This is a genomic window from Pseudomonas sp. TAE6080 (genome assembly GCF_018732265.1).
GTDB lineage: Bacteria > Pseudomonadota > Gammaproteobacteria > Pseudomonadales > Pseudomonadaceae > Aquipseudomonas > Aquipseudomonas brenneri.
The window spans coordinates 1-18,181 of the sequence record NZ_JAHIDY010000040.1; the positions used below are offsets into that span (position 1 = coordinate 1).

Annotated in this window: 13 protein-coding genes; 8 read left to right on the top strand and 5 right to left on the bottom strand. The window is 59.5% G+C overall.

Annotated elements, in window-relative coordinates; all coding sequences use genetic code 11:
- Positions 1–331: 331 nt before the first annotated feature.
- Complete coding sequence (locus tag KL786_RS23740) at positions 332–3,643, top strand: DUF8038 domain-containing protein (protein ID WP_215519168.1); 3,312 nt, start codon at positions 332–334, stop codon at positions 3,641–3,643.
- 56 nt (positions 3,644–3,699) lie between these two features.
- Here KL786_RS23740 and KL786_RS23745 read toward each other — a convergent pair whose 3' ends face one another.
- From KL786_RS23745 to KL786_RS23760, 4 genes are all read right to left on the bottom strand, one after another.
- Entirely contained in the window at positions 3,700–5,370 is a 1,671-nt protein-coding gene (locus KL786_RS23745) for a response regulator (protein WP_215519169.1), read from the bottom strand.
- On the bottom strand, positions 5,367–6,869 hold the full coding sequence (locus KL786_RS23750; RefSeq protein WP_215519170.1) for an ATPase domain-containing protein: 1,503 nt from the start codon (positions 6,867–6,869) through the stop codon (positions 5,367–5,369). Before KL786_RS23750 ends, KL786_RS23745 begins: the two co-directional genes overlap by 4 nt.
- Before the next feature lie 143 nt (positions 6,870–7,012).
- Entirely contained in the window at positions 7,013–8,071 is a 1,059-nt protein-coding gene (locus KL786_RS23755; protein WP_215519171.1) for a tetratricopeptide repeat protein, read from the bottom strand.
- Positions 8,072–8,146: 75 nt separating this feature from the next.
- A complete protein-coding gene (locus KL786_RS23760) occupies positions 8,147–9,040 on the bottom strand; it encodes a bestrophin family protein (RefSeq protein WP_215519172.1) in 894 nt (297 codons plus the stop codon).
- A 253-nt stretch (positions 9,041–9,293) separates the two neighbouring features.
- On the opposite strand from KL786_RS23760, the gene KL786_RS23765 reads away from it, so the two are divergent.
- From KL786_RS23765 to KL786_RS23790, 6 genes are all read left to right on the top strand, one after another.
- Positions 9,294–10,946 carry an AMP-binding protein gene (locus KL786_RS23765; RefSeq protein ID WP_215519173.1) on the top strand — a complete coding sequence of 551 codons (1,653 nt, stop codon included), beginning with the start codon at positions 9,294–9,296 and terminating at the stop codon, positions 10,944–10,946.
- Between the two features lie 21 nt (positions 10,947–10,967).
- Positions 10,968–11,735 carry an SDR family NAD(P)-dependent oxidoreductase gene (locus KL786_RS23770; RefSeq protein ID WP_032860531.1) on the top strand — a complete coding sequence of 256 codons (768 nt, stop codon included), beginning with the start codon at positions 10,968–10,970 and terminating at the stop codon, positions 11,733–11,735.
- 12 nt (positions 11,736–11,747) lie between these two features.
- Positions 11,748–12,941 carry an acetyl-CoA C-acyltransferase gene (locus KL786_RS23775; RefSeq protein WP_215519174.1) on the top strand — a complete coding sequence of 398 codons (1,194 nt, stop codon included), beginning with the start codon at positions 11,748–11,750 and terminating at the stop codon, positions 12,939–12,941.
- Between the two features lie 9 nt (positions 12,942–12,950).
- Entirely contained in the window at positions 12,951–14,078 is a 1,128-nt protein-coding gene (locus tag KL786_RS23780) for an acyl-CoA dehydrogenase (RefSeq protein WP_215519175.1), read from the top strand.
- Positions 14,079–14,092: 14 nt separating this feature from the next.
- Positions 14,093–14,866, top strand: a complete 774-nt coding sequence (locus KL786_RS23785; protein WP_215519176.1) for an enoyl-CoA hydratase — start codon at positions 14,093–14,095, stop codon at positions 14,864–14,866.
- 194 nt (positions 14,867–15,060) lie between these two features.
- Positions 15,061–15,255, top strand: coding sequence for a hypothetical protein (locus KL786_RS23790; protein WP_032860524.1), 195 nt, complete (start codon positions 15,061–15,063; stop codon positions 15,253–15,255).
- A gap of 1 nt (position 15,256) precedes the next feature.
- Here KL786_RS23790 and KL786_RS23795 read toward each other — a convergent pair whose 3' ends face one another.
- Positions 15,257–15,637, bottom strand: coding sequence for a fe2+ zn2+ uptake regulation protein (locus KL786_RS23795; protein WP_154842175.1), 381 nt, complete (start codon positions 15,635–15,637; stop codon positions 15,257–15,259).
- A 253-nt stretch (positions 15,638–15,890) separates the two neighbouring features.
- Here KL786_RS23795 and pvdQ point away from each other — a divergent pair, with 253 nt between their 5' ends.
- A complete protein-coding gene (gene pvdQ, locus KL786_RS23800) occupies positions 15,891–18,179 on the top strand; it encodes a bifunctional acylase PvdQ (protein ID WP_215519177.1) in 2,289 nt (762 codons plus the stop codon).
- The last annotated feature ends 2 nt before the right edge of the window (positions 18,180–18,181 follow it).

Genomic DNA, 18,181 nt, shown 5'->3' on the forward strand with positions numbered 1-18,181 from the left:
TAAAAGTTGCGCTAGGTGGTATGCCGGGGAAATACATGGCTACTTCAGACCATCCCAAGGCCTTCAGGAAGGAGTTAAAACAGGCACGGTAACGCAGACCCTTGATAATATTTCTAAAGACTCGATATTTGGCAAGTGGTGGTCGCACTTTAATGATGCGGTTACAAGTCCGACGTTTACCACCTGGGCAAAAACCAAAAAAATTGATCTTTCAAAGCCCATTCATATATATCCTGGCTACAACCAGATAGTTTGTACTATCAACGGCAAGCGTGAGACGTTACAGGGATCTAAGCAAGACAACAGTTGGTCGGCAGCTACGGAGTCCTTGATGCAGGCTGCTAGAGTCGTTGGGGCGCAGGGGCCGGGGTTAGCAGCACCTACCTCCAGCTCATCCGCACCTTTTTCGGTGGTGGCCCACTTCTATGGCGAACATGGGTTTAGCGCATCGCCGGAAATGCAGGCTAAACGCGTGGGCGAACTGCAACACAACAGTCGCTTTGCGGATATACCTCCCAGCGATACAACTCGTACCGCACAATCGCGTTCTGATAGTGCACTGGATTCAGCTAACACCGCTTTGCGGGATGGCCAGGATAAGCAGGCGCTGCTGGAAAAGTTGCAGGGTTTTCCCAGCAACGGATCACGGCGGCTTGATGAGTATTTGAAGAACACCACTTTGCCAGTTCATCCTCAGGGAACCTATGCCCAACTGAAGGAAGCACACGAAACCAATACCGTCAGTCTTGAGGCATTCATCGGCAACAGTGGCTGGACGGTGCCCAAAAACGAGGATGAGCTTGCCAACCTGATCCGTGTCCTGAGCACTCCGAAGTTGCCCACGGTGCGCCTTGGCAACTTCGGTGGTGCACTTTCATGGAGTGTTCCGCTTGAGAACGATAAACAAAAGCTGACCTATAGCCATGTCATTCACAATAACCTGCGACTGCCTGGCTTGGGGGACCAGTTCAGACGATCAGGAGCCCTGGGTTACCTCAGTCATAACCTGCACTGGTCCACCAATACCATGCGTAATCCTGAGTGGATCGTTGAGCAGATCATTGATTCGCCCAAGGCTAAGGCGCTGGGTAAAGCCTTGCAGGAAAAGATGGGGGCACTCTCGACCACGACGAGCAACCAGGACTGGGTTCTCGCGGCCATTGCCACTACGCTGGATAGTGAAAGTGTGTTTCACCCGAAAAAAAACCATGTGGCGGGGTTCAACCTGGCTGCGGACCAACACTACGGACGACCTCTGGCGACAATCAAACAGGGCTTGATTGATCACTTGAGCAGTACACGCAAAACCACAATGGAAATGGCCCCAGTGGCGGCTCATCTGCTGCTCTCCCGGGTGGCACCCGAACTGCTGGTCAAAGATATTCCGCAAAGCGTGACCTATGGCTCTATCGCGTGGGCCAGCCTCAAGGCTGCGGTTGCGCGGATTGAGGCGCAAAGCTCCGGTGCCAGTACTAGGATGACCTTTGTGGAGGTGGTTTCACGAGATGCAAACGATCCGATTTCAGCCGCAGACGAGTTGATTCAGAGTCAAACGCTCAAGGCCGTGCTCAGTGAGTGGGGGGAGATCAATGGGGTGCTGCCAAAGATCGAGAGAGGTAACCATTCGTCATCGGAAATTGAGTCTGCGCAAAAAATGATGGCTGAAAAACGAGACCTGTTGAGCCAGGTTCCTGCGGCGCTGAATACCGAAATGCCTACACAGAAAAGTATTGCGTTAAAAGTACTGAGGGAGACCTTTGGAGAGCACATCCCGTTTGAAAGAAAGTGCATCACCAGTCATGTTGTGACGCAAGACAGTTACAAGTTGACCCCTTCACTGACCACCGACCCCGTCGGCAACTACTCACTCCTCGATCTCTACCTGTCCGGTCGCTCTAATGATCCAGTAGGGTGGACCACAACTGACAGCGGCGTGCCTATCAATGACATGCTCAGCAAGCTTTCCAGGCTCGCAAAGCCGGACGAACTGCACATCGAAGCGTTTGCCAAGTACCGGAGCGGTATAGAGAGAGCCTACGCCATATCCACCAGGAACCTGATCTCACAGCTACCCCTGGAAGATAGAAAGAACCTTGAATATGGAGCAATCAAGGTGTATGTCGAAGGCGAGGTCAGCCGCACGACAAACACTCTGCCAACAGGTACTGTCGTCCATGGGCCGCATTTTCCCGAACAAACACTGAAAGAGCGTGCGTTACTGATCAAAGCCACGCGCAACGGTAATGATGAGTTCTATGAGATCTCGCCACAGCAAGGAAGGATTCGCAAGCGCGACGAGTTCAAGATCAATTTCAAGGAAGGCGTACAAGACCAATGGGTTGTACGTCCCAGCGATATAGGCAAGAAAGAAGTCAATAGGAGCATCGAGGAGCAAAAGCCAAAAACAACTCAGGATAAAGCTCTCAGGGCTCCCCAGTCTGAATTGAGCATTGCGCCGGAATCTTTTACCAGTCAGCGTAGTCTTTATCTTGGTGAGCTACTGTCGAAACACACCACTAATGCATTTCAATTTGACGATTTATTTGAGTCATCCAAGGCTGTTACAACCTTTGATGAGGAAGAAGCCAGGAAGAGACTGGCCACTGAGGTTTTCCTGGGGGTTATTCCGGGCGCCTCGGCAATTCGTCATCTGATCCAGGGCAAACCGCTTGAGGCGCTGGGGGATGTGATTTTCGATGGTGTCATGTATGCGACAACCCTTGGATTTGGCAAGGTTGCCGGTAGTTTCAAAGCCTTCAAGTCGGTGAAGTCCTTTGGTCGTGCCCTAGCCAAGGGCGCAAAAGTTGGATTAAGACGCCTCGGCGGTTTTTCATCGGATGTAGCACAGGCTGCAGGGCGTGGGGTAGGAGCGACGGTGGCACGTGTGCGTCAGGGCTTGCGCAACTCTGACGTGCTCAAAATCGCTAAGAGGACAGATGTTGCCGAGGGCACTATTAAGATGGGCAACAACATCGATATCATGAAGGGCACGGCAAAACTCGATGAGGCCACCGGGAAGTGGTTTCACTATGATCTGAAAACAGGTAAGTCATATGGCCTGCCCATCAACTTTACGCCCGATGATATTTCCAGTTCCAGCTTACAGAAAAACCTCGATATTTTAAGCGCCAATCCGAAAACAGATTTTATTGACAGTATCTGTTATGCGAATGCATTACTCGTTGGGTCGGCAGAGAAGAAATTGTCAAAGACTGCTGTCGATACTGTACTGCGAGCAACTAAAGAGGCACCTGGAAGTGGTACAAATTACACAGCAGGTTATAAGCGGCTGATGGGGATTACAGACGAAAGCCCTAAAAAGGCACTTGATCTCGGCGAGATCACTGAGTCTGGAATTGTCAACTTCAAGTATGGACACGAGGGCGGAAATTATTTCCATACGGCCTATATCCATAAAACCGACACTGGAGAGTTTTTTCTCTATCACAGCAATTCATTTACTCTGGATGTCGCACTTTCGGAAAAAAATACGCTACCCACCGTGGTTGGTCGCTCAAACATCTATCCGCTTGATAGGGTCCGGTTGGAGAAACTTCAGCAGTGGATCGTCGAGAACAAACATGAGGTTGTCTTCACCAAATCCAGCGTGCTGGAGGCCAATGTGCGTGCGCCCGCTGCCTGATCGTTGTGCGCTGCGCGAACATTACTTTGAAAATGCTCGCGCAGTGTTTATACGCCTCATGCTCGAATCATCTCCCGCACCTTCGCGGTCAACAGATCAAACGTAAATGGCTTGGTGATCAATTGCATCCCAGGATCCAGGAACCCCCCGCGCACCGCCGCATGCTCGGCATACCCGGTAATAAACAACACCTTCAGGTCTGGGCGAATCTGCCTGCCTATCTCCGCCAGTTGCCGTCCGTTCATCCCCGGTAACCCCACGTCACTGATCAGCAGATCAATGCGCTGGCTGGATTCAATAATCGGCAGCGCGCTGTCGGCATCCGAGGCTTCGACAAAGGCATAGCCCAATTCACTCAGCACCTGGCTGACCAGCACCCGTACCGCCGGATCGTCCTCGACGATCAGCACGGTCTCACCGCAATTGGCGAAAGGCAGCAGGGCAGGGTCTAGGGGTGTATCGGCGGTGATTTCGCCGATAAAACGCGGCAGGAACAGGCTCACCGTGGTGCCTTTGCCAACCACACTGTGGATGGTCACATGGCCATGGGACTGGCGAGCGAAGCCGTAGATCATCGATAACCCCAGGCCGGTGCCCTGGCCGATGGGCTTGGTGGTGAAGAAGGGGTCGAAGGCCCGGCTGATCACGGTGTCCGGCATCCCGCAGCCAGTATCGCTGACGCTCAGCTCCACGTAGTCGCCCGGCGTCAGGGTGCCGTAGACCGCAGTGAATACACTGTCCAGGTGACGGTTACGGGTTTCGACCACCAGCCGGCCGCCATCCGGCATGGCGTCCCGGGCATTCAGGGCCAGGTTGAGCAGGGCGCTTTCCAGTTGGTTGGGGTCCGCTTCGGCGGTCCACAGTTGCCCACTCAGTTGCATGTCCAGCACGATGCTTTCGTTCAGGCTGCGTTGCAGTAGCTCGCCCATGGCCGTCACCAGTTGGTTGATCTCCACCGGTTTGGAGTCCAGCGACTGGCGGCGAGAGAACGCCAGCAGGCGGTGGGTCAGGCCGGCGGCGCGGTTGGCTGAGGTGACGCCGAGGTCGATCAGGCTGTCGAGGTCATCCAGGCGCCCGCGCGCCAGGCGCCGACGCAGCAGTTCCAGGCTGCCGATAATGCCGGTGAGCATATTGTTGAAGTCGTGGGCGATGCCGCCGGTCAATTGGCCGACGGCTTCCATTTTTTGCGACTGACGCAAGGCTTCTTCGTTAGTGCGCAACTGTGCGGTGCGTTCCTCGACTTGCTGCTCAAGGGTTTCCAGGGTGCGTTGCAGGCGCAGTTCGCTCTGGCTCAAGTCGATCAGGCGGTCCCGGGCCTCGTACTGCCTTCGGCGGCCACGCAGGGCGGTGCTCACCAGGCTGATCAAGGTCACCGGATGAAACGGCCGCTCCAGCAAAGTGATATTGCCCAGCCTGGCGCTCAGGTGCGAGGACGCGTTCTGTTCGCAGCCGCCGTGGTGAGTCAGCAGCACGATCGGCAGGTCCGACCAGGCCGGCTGCTGGTGCAGGTAGTCCAGCAGTGGTTCCAGGCCGACCCCAAGCAAGGCTTCGGCGGCAATAATGAGCAGGCCCGCACCTTGTTCCGCCTCCTCGCAAAGCATCGGCAGGTTGGTGGCAGCGATACCACTGAAACCTGCCTCGTTGAGCATCATCAGCGCCAGCGAGCTGTCCCGTCCCAAGGGCGCGAGAATGATCGCGCGCTCGGAAACGGCCGGCAGGCTACTCACAAGCTCTCATCCTTGAGCAACGGGTTGCCAGCACCCATGTAGGTAGGGACGCCACGTAGCACGCCCTGGAAGGCTTCGAGAGGTTCGCCGATAGTCATGCCCTTGCTGGCGATGCGGTACTCGCGAATAGTCGACTCATGGCTGCCGGTGCGTTTCTTGATGATCGAAATGGCCCGTCGCACCTTGCCCAACGCTTCGAAGTAGCGCAGCAGGATCACCGTGTCTGCCAGGTAGGTGATATCCACCGGCGCCTGCATATCGCCGACCAGGCCGTGTTGGGCCACGGTCATGAAGGTCGCCGCGCCCCGGCGGTTGAGGTACAGCAACAGCTCGTGCATGTGCAGCACCAGGGCGTTTTCCTCGGGCATGGCCGCCTGATAGCCGTTGATGCTGTCGATGACCACGGTCTTGATCTGGCGTTCGTCCACACAGCGCCGCACCCGGTGGGAAAACTCGCCCGGCGACAGCTCGGCGGCATCCACCTGTTCGATCAACAGGTTGCCAGTGGCTTGCAGGGCGGCCAGGTCGATGCCCATGTTTTTCATGCGGTCGAACAACAGGCCCAGCTCTTCATCGAAGATGAACAGTGCAGCTTTTTCACCACGGGCCACAGCTGCGGCGGCGAAGATCATCGAAATCAACGATTTGCCAGTACCAGCCGGGCCCAGGATCAGGGTGCTGGAGCCGGTCTCGATACCGCCCCCCAGCAGCGCGTCCATCTCTCGAATGCCGCTGGTCAGGGTCTGGCGGTTGTAGCCGCCCCGGTGCTCGGCCGCCACCAGGCGCGGGAACACATGCACGCCGTCCTGCATGATGGTGAAGTCGTGAAAGCCGCCACGGTATTTCTGCCCACGGTACTTCACCACCCGCACACGGCGCCGCTCCGCGCCGTAGTTGGGGGTCAGTTCTTCCAGGCGGATCACCCCGTGGGCAACGCTGTGTACGGTTTTGTCCAGGGACTCGGTGGTCAGGTCGTCCAACAGCAGCACGGTGGCGTCGTAGCGCACGAAGTAGTGCTTGATCGCGAGGATTTGCCTGCGATAACGCAATGAGCTTTGTGCCAGCAGGCGGATCTCCGAGAGGCTGTCGATCACCACGCGGGTGGGCTTGACTCGTTCCACCACTTCGAAGATCTGCCGGGTGGCCTCGCCCAGCTCCAGGTCGGAGGAGTACAGCAGGCTTTGCTGATGCTCGGCATTGAGCAGGCTTTCCGGTGGGGTCAGTTCAAAAATGTGGATGTGTTCGTCCAGGTCCCAGCCATGGGACTTGGCACCCTGGCGCAGCTCGCGCTCGGTTTCCGACAGGGTGATGTACAGCGATCGTTCGCCGGCCTTGGCCCCGGCCTGGAGAAAGTGCAGGGCCACGGTGGTCTTGCCGGTGCCGGGTTCACCTTCGAGCAGGAACAGGTGGCTACGCGATAGGCCCCCGCAAAGAATGTCATCAAGACCTTCGATGCCGGTGGCCGCTTTTGCTGTGAACAGCTCTTTGGATGTAGACAAGAAGTGCCCTCGGGTCACGTATCAAATGGAGGGGCGTGCCGGCTAAGGCACGCCATATTCACTTGACCGTTGGGCTATGGGGCGGTTCAACGTTTTCTATCAAATGTGTAATCCAGCGCGCAGTTCTTAACCGCTTGAGCGCTTCAAAGCCCTTGTTGCAGCGCCGGATCGTCGGGGTTTTGCTGTTCCAGCTGTGCTAACAGCACCTGCACGTTCTGCAACTGGCCGCTTTCCTTCCAGTAGTTGATCAACAGTACCCGGGCCTTGCGGTTGGCGGGGTGGCGCTGGACGATTTCTTCCAACTGGCGCTGGGCGGCTTCCAACTCCTCCTGATCATGCAGGGTGGTGGCCAGGTCGTAGCGGTAATCCTGATTGTCGGGTTCCAGTTCCACGGCCTTGGACAGGCCCAGCAGGGCGTACTCGCGCTCGCCATGGTGCAGCAGCCACATGCCCAGGGCATGTTGCAGGTAGGCCGACTCGGGATGGGCTTGCAGTTGGGCCGCCAGCACTTGGCGCGAATCATCGACCTTGCCTTGCTTATCCAGCAACTCGATGCGCGCCACCACGGCTGGCAGGTTCTCCGGGTCCAGGCGCAAGGCCTGTTCCAGGGCATGCTGTGCCTCGGGCAACAGGGCGCTGTGGATGTACAGGCGTGCCAGCTGGATCCAGCCTTCGGGGCTTTCGGGTTGGGACTTGAGGTATTTCACATATTCATCCAGCACCTGCTGCAAGGGGCCGAAGTACAGGCCCAGGGTGTCGGGAGACAGCCCCAACAGGGCATTGGCGGCGGCAAACCGCACGCTTTGCTCGTCATCGTCGAGCAAGGGGCCGAGCAACAAGGTGCGCTGGCCGCTGGGCACCAGGCCGACGATGCTGGCAATGGCTGCCTGGCGCACCAGTGGTGCCGGGTGGCTCAGGTCCTTGTCCGCCAGTTTCAATGCCTGGGGGCTTGGGTAGTTGTGCAGCTCACTGTGCAGGGCCGCGCGGCGCACATCGGACAGGTCCGGCCGGGCCAATTGCTGATACAGCACCCGCGCCGCGCCAGGTTCACCGTTATGCGCCTGTTTCATTGCTTTGGAGTAACCGTGGGCAATAGCCGGGGGGACAGACACGCTGGGAATGCGGGAGAAATACCAAATGATCAGTACGACAAACAACAGGGCGCTCAGGCCGATGATCGCGTAACGGCGTGACTTTGACATGCAGGCGTCCGAAAGCTGGGCAGCTAGTGCAAAGTGCTCAGCTTCGGTCAGACACCGGCGAGTGTCAAACCTGTGTCACGTCAGTACGTAGTCCACGGGTTCCAGGGGCGCGGGCAGCTCGGTTTCGCCCAGCGCCGCAAGGATCTCGCGCTCCAGGGTACGCACGATGGCATTGCAGGGCAGGTCGTTTTCGTCGAAGCCGAACGGGTCTTCCAGGTCATCGCCGATCTCATCCAGGCCAAAGAAGGTGTAGCTGACGATGGCGGTGAAAATCGGCGTCAGCCAACCCAGTGGCTCGGCCATGGCAAACGGTAGCAGGATGCAGAACAGGTAGATGGTGCGGTGCAGCAACAGGGTGTAGGGAAAGGGCAGTGGCGTGCTCTTGATTCGCTCGCACGCGGCTTGCACCTGGCTCAGGCCCACCAGGCGGGTTTCCAGCTGGGTGTAGCGCCAGTCACTGATCCGGCCCTGTTGCGCAGCGTTTGAGCAGTGCGCGCCGAGAGATTGCAGGATGCTGTCGGGCAGGTTCGGGTGGCTGGGCTCAACGCGGGTCCACGGCTTGATGGCGCGGGCCTCGTCTTCGTGGCGCAGGCGGGCAACCAGGCCGTGGGCAAAACCACACAAACCACGCAACAGGCCTTCACGCTCGCCAGGCTGTGTGAACACCTGGGTTTCACGGATCAGCGAGCGGATCTCAACGATCATCTGCCCCAGTTGCTTGCGGCCCTCCCACCAGCGGTCGTAGCAGGCGTTGTTGCGAAAGCTCATGAAGATCGACAGCGACAACCCCAGCAACGTGAACGGCGTGGCGTTGACCTTGGAAAAATAGGCCGGATGCAGGGTCTCGACCAGCACGATCACCGAGGCCAGCAGCGTGACCAGTAGGCTGCGCAGGGCAATACGCTTGGCAATCGAGCCCTTGAGGGAGAACAGGATGCCGAACAGATTGGGTTTGGGGCGAACAATCATCGAGGAGCTTCTTCGGTGGCGCAGGCCCTCAGATTAGAAGCAGGCGGGCAGGGCGTCCAATCGCTTGCGTTGACTGGATGATTGTCGGCCTCTATGACGGAGCCGTTTTTGCCAGGCGTCATTGGCCAAACCAGTCAGCCACATTGAAAGCTTTGACCATTGTCCCTGTGCCGCTCTGGCGCCACTATTTGCGCAGGTTCACCCCGCAAAAGCACGCCCCCAAAAACAACAAAAGACACAGGGATTTGCCACGATGCGCGATTATTTGGCTGCTACCACCCAGTTCAACTACCAGCAAACCGTCGAGGCCGCACTGGCCGGCCACCTGCAAGGGCTCAACGCTTGCATTGAATGCTGCGACCGGCACGCGCTGCCGGGGCGGATTGCCTTGTTCTGGGAGGGCAAGGATGGCCGTAGCGCCACGTCCACCTTCAGCGACCTGCAAGACCAGGCGGCACGTTTGGCCAACTTCCTGCTGGCCCAGGGCGTCAAGCGCGGCGACAAGGTTGCCGGCCTGTTGCCGCGTACCGCCGAACTGCTGGTGACGGTGCTCGCCACCTGGCGCATCGGCGCGGTCTATCAACCATTGTTCACCGCGTTCGGTCCCAAGGCCATCGAGCATCGCCTGAACAGTTCCGGTGCGGCACTGGTGGTGACCGACGCAGGCAACCGCAGCAAGCTGGCCGAAGTCGCCGATTGCCCGACCATCGTTACCGTGGCCGGTGCCAAGGGCGAAGGTATCGTGCGTGGCGATTTCAGCTTCTGGGCCGAGTTGCCCAACTATTCCAATGTTTGCGAGCCGGTCCTGCTGGGCGCCGATGATCCCTTCCTGCTGATGTTCACCTCCGGCACCACCGGCCCGTCGAAAGCCCTGGCCGTGCCGCTCAAGGCCCTGGTCGCGTTCCAGAGCTACACCCGCGACGCCGTGGACTTGCGCCCTGAAGATGCATTCTGGAACGTCGCCGACCCAGGCTGGGCCTACGGCATCTATTTCGGCGTGGCCGGGCCGTTGTCCATGGGCCATCCGATCACCTTCTACGATGGTCCGTTTACCCTCGAAAGCACCTGCCGGGTCATCAACAAATACGGGATCACCAACCTCACCGGCTCACCCACGGCCTACCGCCTGTTGATTGCCGGCGGCGAGCAGTTCGCGCGCTCGATCAAGGGCCGGCTGCGCATCGTCAGTAGCGCGGGCGAGCCGCTGAACCCGGAAGTGATTCGCTGGTTCGCCGATAACCTGGGCGTGACCATCCATGATCACTACGGCCAGACCGAGTTGGGCATGGTCCTGTGCAACCACCATGGCCTGGAGCACCCGGTGCATGTCGGTTCCGCCGGCTTTGCCTCGCCGGGGCACCGCATCGTGGTGCTGGACGACAACTATCAAGAATTGCCCGCCGGCCAGCCGGGCATCCTGGCGATCGACCGCGAGCAGTCGCCGATGTGCTGGTTCGCCGGCTACGAGGGAGTCAAGACCAAGGCTTTTGTTGGCAAGTACTACTTGAGCGGCGACACCGTGGAGCTCAATCCCGATGGCAGTATCAGTTTTGTCGGGCGCAGTGACGATGTGATCACGACCTCCGGCTACCGCGTGGGGCCGTTCGATGTGGAAAGTGCATTGGTCGAGCACCCGGCGGTGGTCGAAGCGGCGGTGGTCGGCAAGCCGGATGCGGAACGCACCGAGCTGGTCAAGGCGTTCGTGGTCATCAACAGCCAATACCGTGCCGACGCCGAGTTGGCCGAAGAGCTGCGCCAGCATGTGCGCAAGCGCCTGGCAGCACATGCTTACCCACGGGAAATCGAATTTGTCAGCGACTTGCCCAAGACCCCGAGCGGCAAGCTGCAACGTTTTATTTTGCGTAACCAGGAAATCGCCAAGGTCCAGGCAGCGACCACGGCTTGAACCCTCTTTAAGGAAACAATGATGCAGATTGAAAACAAGGTATTTATGGTCAGCGGCGGCGCGTCGGGCCTCGGCGCGGCGACTGCCGAAATGCTCGTGGCCGCTGGTGCCAGGGTGATGCTGGTGGACCTGAATGCCGAGGCCGTGGCGGCCCAGGCCACAAAACTGGGCGCGCAGGCGCGCAGCGTGGTGGCGGATATCAGCCAGGAAGCAGCCGCCGAAGCGGCCGTGCAAGCGACCGTTGCGGCGTTTGGCGGCCTGCATGGGCTGGTCAACTGCGCAGGCGTGGTACGTGGCGAGAAAATTCTCGGCAAGAACGGGCCGCATGCCCTGGCCAGTTTTGCCCAGGTGATCAACGTCAACCTGATCGGCAGTTTCAACCTGCTGCGCCTGGCTGCGGCAGCCATCGCTGAGTCCGAGGCCAATGCTGAGGGGGAGCGCGGCGTGATCATCAACACCGCTTCGGTGGCGGCCTTCGACGGCCAGATCGGCCAGGCTGCCTACGCGGCGTCCAAGGGTGCGATTGCCAGCCTGACCCTGCCTGCCGCACGGGAGTTGGCGCGCTTCGGCATTCGGGTGATGACGATTGCCCCGGGCATTTTTGAAACGCCGATGATGGCTGGCATGACCCCAGAGGTCCGCGACTCGCTGGCGGCCGGTGTACCGTTCCCGCCACGCCTGGGCAAACCGGCCGAGTACGCTGCACTGGCACGGCATATCATTGAAAACAGCATGCTCAATGGCGAGGTGATCCGTCTCGACGGTGCCTTGCGCATGGCGGCCAAGTAAGGAGGATTTGTCATGACTCAGCTCCACGATCCGATTGTTATCGTCAGCGCCGTGCGCACCCCCATGGGCGGCTTCCAGGGCGACCTCAAGGGCCTGACCGCGCCGCAACTGGGCGCCGCTGCGATTCGCGCCGCTGTCGAGCGCGCCGGTATCGCCACTGACGCAGTAGATGAAGTGCTGTTCGGTTGCGTACTGCCCGCAGGCCTCGGCCAGGCCCCGGCCCGCCAGGCTGCACTGGGCGCCGGGCTGGATAAGTCGACGCGTTGCACCACCCTCAACAAGATGTGCGGGTCAGGCATGGAAGCGGCGATTCTTGCCCATGACTCGCTGCTGGCCGGCAGCGTGCAAGTGGTGATCGCCGGCGGCATGGAGAGCATGTCCAACGCGCCGTATCTGCTGGACCGTGCGCGCAGTGGCTACCGCATGGGCCATGGCCGGGTTCTTGACCATATGTTCCTCGACGGCCTTGAAGATGCCTATGACAAGGGTCGCCTGATGGGCACTTTTGCCGAAGATTGCGCCGAGGCCAATGGCTTCACCCGTGAAGCCCAGGACGCATTTGCCATTGCTTCGCTGACCCGTGCGCAGCAGGCGATCAAGGCTGGCAGCTTCAGTGCCGAGATCGTCCCGGTGCAGGTCACCGTGGGCAAGGAACAAAAAACCATCACTGACGACGAGCAGCCGCCCAAGGCCAGGCTGGACAAGATCGCCACTCTCAAACCAGCGTTTCGCGAAGGCGGTACGGTGACGGCGGCCAACTCCAGTTCGATCTCCGATGGCGCGGCAGCCTTGCTCATGATGCGCCAGAGTGAAGCACAGCAGCGTGGGCTCAAGCCGTTGGCGGTGATCCATGGTCACGCCGCGTTTGCCGATGAGCCTGGGCTGTTTCCGGTGGCACCGGTGGGGGCGATCCGCAAGCTGTTGAGCAAGACTGGCTGGAGCATGGGCGATGTCGATCTGTTTGAAATCAACGAAGCCTTTGCCGTGGTCAGCCTGGTCACCATGAGCAAGCTGCAAATCCCCCACGACAAGGTCAACGTTCACGGTGGCGCTTGCGCCTTGGGGCATCCGATTGGCGCATCGGGCGCACGCATCCTTGTGACCCTGCTCTCGGCCCTGCGCCAGAAAGGCCTCAAGCGCGGTGTCGCGGCAATCTGCATCGGTGGCGGCGAAGCTACGGCCATGGCTGTCGAGTGCCTGGATTAAGGAATTGATATGTTGCCCAATGACGAACAACTGCAAATCAGCGACGCGGCCCGGCAATTTGCCCAGGAACGACTGAAACCGTTCGCTGCCGAGTGGGACCGCGAGCACCGTTTTCCCAAGGAGGCCATTGCTGAAATGGCCGATCTGGGCTTTTTCGGCATGCTCGTGCCGGAACAGTGGGGCGGTTGCGACACCGGTTACCTGGCCTATGCCATGGCCCTGGAAGAAGTCGCAGCGGGGGATGGCGCGTGCTCGACCATCATGAGCGTGCACAACTCGGTCGGTTGCGTGCCCATCCTCAAGTTCGGCAATGACCAGCAGAAAGAGCAGTTCCTCAAGCCCCTGGCCAGCGGCGCAATGCTCGGTGCATTCGCCCTGACCGAGCCCCAGGCCGGGTCTGACGCCAGCAGCCTGAAAACCCGGGCCCGCCTTGAGGGCGATCACTACGTGCTCAATGGCTGCAAGCAGTTCATCACGTCCGGGCAGAACGCCGGGGTGGTGATTGTGTTTGCCGTGACGGACCCGGCAGCCGGCAAGCGCGGGATCAGCGCGTTTATCGTGCCGACCGATTCACCGGGCTACTCGGTGGCGCGGGTCGAGGACAAGCTTGGCCAACATGCATCCGATACCTGTCAGATTCTGTTTGAGGATGTGAAGGTGCCAGTGGCCAACCGCCTGGGCGAAGAGGGCGAGGGGTACCGGATTGCCCTGGCCAATCTGGAGGGCGGTCGCGTGGGCATTGCCTCGCAATCGGTGGGCATGGCCCGCGCGGCGTTTGAAGCCGCTCGTGACTACGCGCGTGAGCGTGAGAGTTTTGGCAAGGCCCTGATCGAGCATCAGGCCGTGGCGTTTCGCCTGGCAGACATGGCCACCCAGATCGCCGTGGCCCGGCAGATGGTGCATTACGCCGCGGCCCTGCGCGACAGTGGTCGGCCTGCGCTGGTGGAGGCGTCCATGGCCAAGCTGTTCGCCTCGGAAATGGCCGAGAAAGTCTGTTCTGCCGCCTTGCAAACCCTGGGCGGATACGGTTACCTGAGCGACTTCCCGCTGGAGCGAATCTACCGCGACGTGCGGGTCTGCCAGATTTATGAAGGCACCAGTGATATTCAGCGCATGGTCATTTCGCGCAATCTTTGAAGAGGAACGGATCGATGAGTTACGAAACCATTTTGCTCGACGTTCAAGGCCGTGTCGGGCTGATTACCCTCAATCGCCCGCAAGCGCTGAATGCCTTGAACGCGCAACTGGTCAGTGAAGTGAACCAGGCCCTGGACAGCCTGGAAGCCAACCCCGAGATTGGCTGCATTGTGTTGACCGGCTCGAAAAAAGCCTTTGCCGCAGGCGCCGATATCAAGGAAATGGCCGAGCTGACCTACCCGCAGATCTACCTCGACGACCTGTTCAGCGACAGTGATCGCGTGGCTAACCGACGCAAGCCGATCATTGCCGCAGTCAACGGCTTTGCCCTGGGCGGCGGTTGCGAGCTGGCCTTGATGTGCGACTTTATCCTGGCCGGTGACAACGCCAAGTTTGGCCAGCCGGAAGTCAACCTCGGCGTGCTGCCGGGCATGGGCGGCACCCAGCGCCTGACCCGCGCGGTAGGCAAGGCCAAGGCTATGGAAATGTGCCTGACCGGGCGCTTTATCGATGCGGTGGAGGCCGAGCGTTGCGGCATCGTGGCGCGGATCGTGCCGTCGGACGAACTGCTGGAAGAGGCGCTGAAGGTCGCTGCGCTGATCGCCAGTAAATCGGTGCCGATCAGCATGATGGTCAAGGAAAGCGTCAACCGCGCCTTCGAGGTCAGCCTGTCGGAAGGTGTGCGCTTTGAACGCCGGGTGTTCCACGCAGCCTTTGCCACCCAGGATCAGAAGGAAGGCATGGCAGCATTCGTCGCCAAGCGTGCGCCTGAATTCAAAGACCAATAACCTGCCGATCTTGCCCCTTGTAGGAGCGAGCTTGCTCGCGAAAAACGTCAACGATAACGCGTACTGCCTGATAAAACGCGATGTTCTGACGCTCTTCGCGAGCAAGCTCGCTCCTACAAGGGCATGTGCGCGGGTGCCAAAGCGTTTCATCGCCTGTAATATGAGCCCCAATTTTCAGGTTTCAGGAACCCGTCATGACCCAGAAGCAACGCTTGATTTACTCGATTCTGATTTCGCTGGTCGTCCTCGGTACGATGTTTGGCCTGTCCTATTTGCAGAACACCGGCGCCATCAGTGAGAAGACGTTCCAATACATCGCCATTGCCGTGGCGGTAATCGTGGTAGTGATCAACGGCATCATGCGTCGCAAGGTCAAGCCTGGCCGTTGAGTCAGGCGCCGGCGGCCAGTACCTTGGCGGCCTCTTCATGCAGGCTGTAGCTTTTGTCGCTGTTGAGGGTGATCACACCCTCGCTGCACAGGCGCTTGAGCACCTCGCGCACACTCAAGAACGATAACGGGATGCCCAGTTCCAGCAAATGGCTGTGCACACCCCGTACGCCCAGCGTGCGGCCGTTGTCGGCAGCGGTGAGCAGGGCGTCGATCACCTTCAGCCGGATCAGGCTGGTACGCAACCCAAAACACTTGAGCAAATGCCGGATGCGTTGGTTGCCTTGATGCTCGGGTGCCTTGGCGAAGGCTTGGTTACCCGGGCCAAAAGCGGCGTCGTGGGCCATAGAATGTCCGTCCGTGGGCAGTTGCGGGTTGTACATGCAAAAACTCCTTATCAGAGCCTGATCAGGAAAATGATGGTGCTCTCTAAGTAATAAGACGTATGAGCGGCGCAAATCATGAAGTCCAATGTGTATAAATTTTGTCAGTAACAGCGCTGTCACATTCCTGGCGCCTGGAAATAATCGGCACGCAGACTAAATTTCTTCGATTTTTTACGTCTCTATCGGTGGGTTGGCGCTGGCAGGCCGGCTTCGCCTTGGGCGTTTAATTTGGCTTGATGATGGGGTCTTCGTGATTATTTCCAACGGGTTGTCCAGGGTGTGCGTGGCGGGTGTGTTGCTGGGGGTGAGCCTGTGTGCGACGGCCCGGCAGGTGATCGAAGTGCAGGCGGGTGCGATGAGCGCTGATATCCGGCGCACCGCTTTTGGTATCCCGCATATCCGTGCCAGCGACGAGCGTGGCCTGGGGTATGGCATCGGCTATGCCTATGCGCAGGACAACCTGTGCCTGCTGGCCAACGAAGTGGTGACGGTCAATGGTCAGCGTGCCCGCTATTTCGGCGCCGAGCAGGCGACCCTGGAAGAGCGTAACAACTTGACCAGTGATGTGTTTTTTACCTGGCTCAACACCCCTCGGGCTGTGGCGGCTTTCTGGAAGGCGCAGACCCCGCAGGTACAGCAGCGTCTTGAGGGGTATGTGGCGGGGTACAACCGTTATCTTCAGGAGCGCGGGGCAACGGGGCGGCCGATGCAGTGCCAGGGCGCCTGGGTGCGGCCGATCAATACCGCAGACCTGGTGAAGTTGACCCGACGGCTGTTGGTGGAAGGCGGTGTGGGGCAATTCGCCGAGGCGTTGGCGGGGGCGGCGCCGCCCCAGCCTGGCGTGGCGGTGCAGGATCGTGCACGGGCGTTTGATATCGCCACGTTGAATCAGCAACGCTTCACCCTGGATCGCGGCAGCAACGCCGTGGCGGTGGGTGGTGAACGTTCGTTCAACGGGCGCGGCATGTTGTTGGCCAACCCACATTTCCCGTGGATTGGCGGCATGCGCTTTTATCAGATGCACCTGACCATTCCTGGCCAGTTGGACGTGATGGGCGCCGCCTTGCCGGGCCTGCCGGTGGTCAACATTGGTTTCAACCAGCATGTGGCCTGGACGCACACGGTCGATACGTCCAAGCACTTCACCTTGTACCGCTTGACCCTTGACCCGAAAGACCCGACCCGGTACCTGCTCGATGGCAAGTCGATCCCCATGCAGAAAACCCAGGTAACGGTGCAGGTCAAGGGTGCTAAGCCTCACACTCAAACGGTCTACAGCTCGCAGTTCGGGCCGGTGGTGCAATGGCCGGGCAAGCTTGACTGGAACGGGCAATACGCTTTCAGCCTGCGCGATGCCAACCTGGGCAACGACCGTGTGCTGCACCAGTGGTACGCGATGAACCAGGCCCGCAGCCTCAAGGACTTGCAGGCCTCGGTGCACACCCTGCAAGGCATTCCGTGGGTCAACACCCTGGCGGCGGACGACCAGGGGCAGAGCCTGTATATGAACCTGTCGGTGGTGCCCAACGTCAGTGCGAAAAAACTGCAGCAATGCAGTGACCCGCGTGCCGGTCTGCAACTGATCGTGCTCGACGGTGCCCACAGTGCCTGCGCCTGGGACATTGACCCGCGTGCGGCGCAGCCGGGGATTTTTCCGGCGGACCAACTGCCGCAACTGGAGCGCAAGGACTATGTGCAGCACTCCAACGATTCGGCCTGGATGGCCAACCCCAAGGCGCCGTTGACCGGTTACTCGCCGCTCATCAGCCAGGATCAGATTGCCCTGGGCGCGCGTGCGCGTTTTGCCTTGCAGCGTTTGCAGGACCTGGACAAGCAGCCGATCAGTATTGCTGACCTGCAGCACATGGTGCTGGACAACCAGGTGTATCTGGCCGGTCAGGTAATGCCGGACTTGCTCAAGTTCTGCGCACAACAGACGGATGCATCCTTGAACACCCTGTGTACCCACCTCAAGGACTGGGACCAGAAGGCCAATCTCGACAGCGGCCTGGGCCTGGTGCACTTCATCCACGTACTGGAGCAGATGCAGCAAGTGCCGGATGTATGGCGTGTCGCGTTTGACCCGCGCAGCGCGCAAACCACGCCACGGGGGCTCGCCATCGAGCGGCCGGAGGTGGCCAAGGCGTTGCGTGAAGCGATGCTGGCGTCAGTCGCACAGGTGACCGAGCTGGGGTTGAATGCCGGCGCTCATTGGGGCGATATCCAGGTGTCGGGCAACACCCCGATGCATGGCGGGCCGCAGGAACTGGGGATCTACAATGCGATGCAAAGCGTGCCCAGGGCAGATGGCAAGCGTGAAGTGGTCAGTGGCAGCAGTTACTTGCAGATCGTGACGTTTGACGACAAGGGGCCTAAGGCTGAAGGGGTATTGGCGTTCTCGCTGTCCAGCGACCCGGCGTCACCGCACTTCAAGGACCAGACCCAGGCCTTCTCCGAGAAAAAACTCAGCCCATTGCCGTTTACTGAACAACAGATCAAGGCTGATCCGCAGTATCAACGGCAGGTGATCCGCGAGTAGGG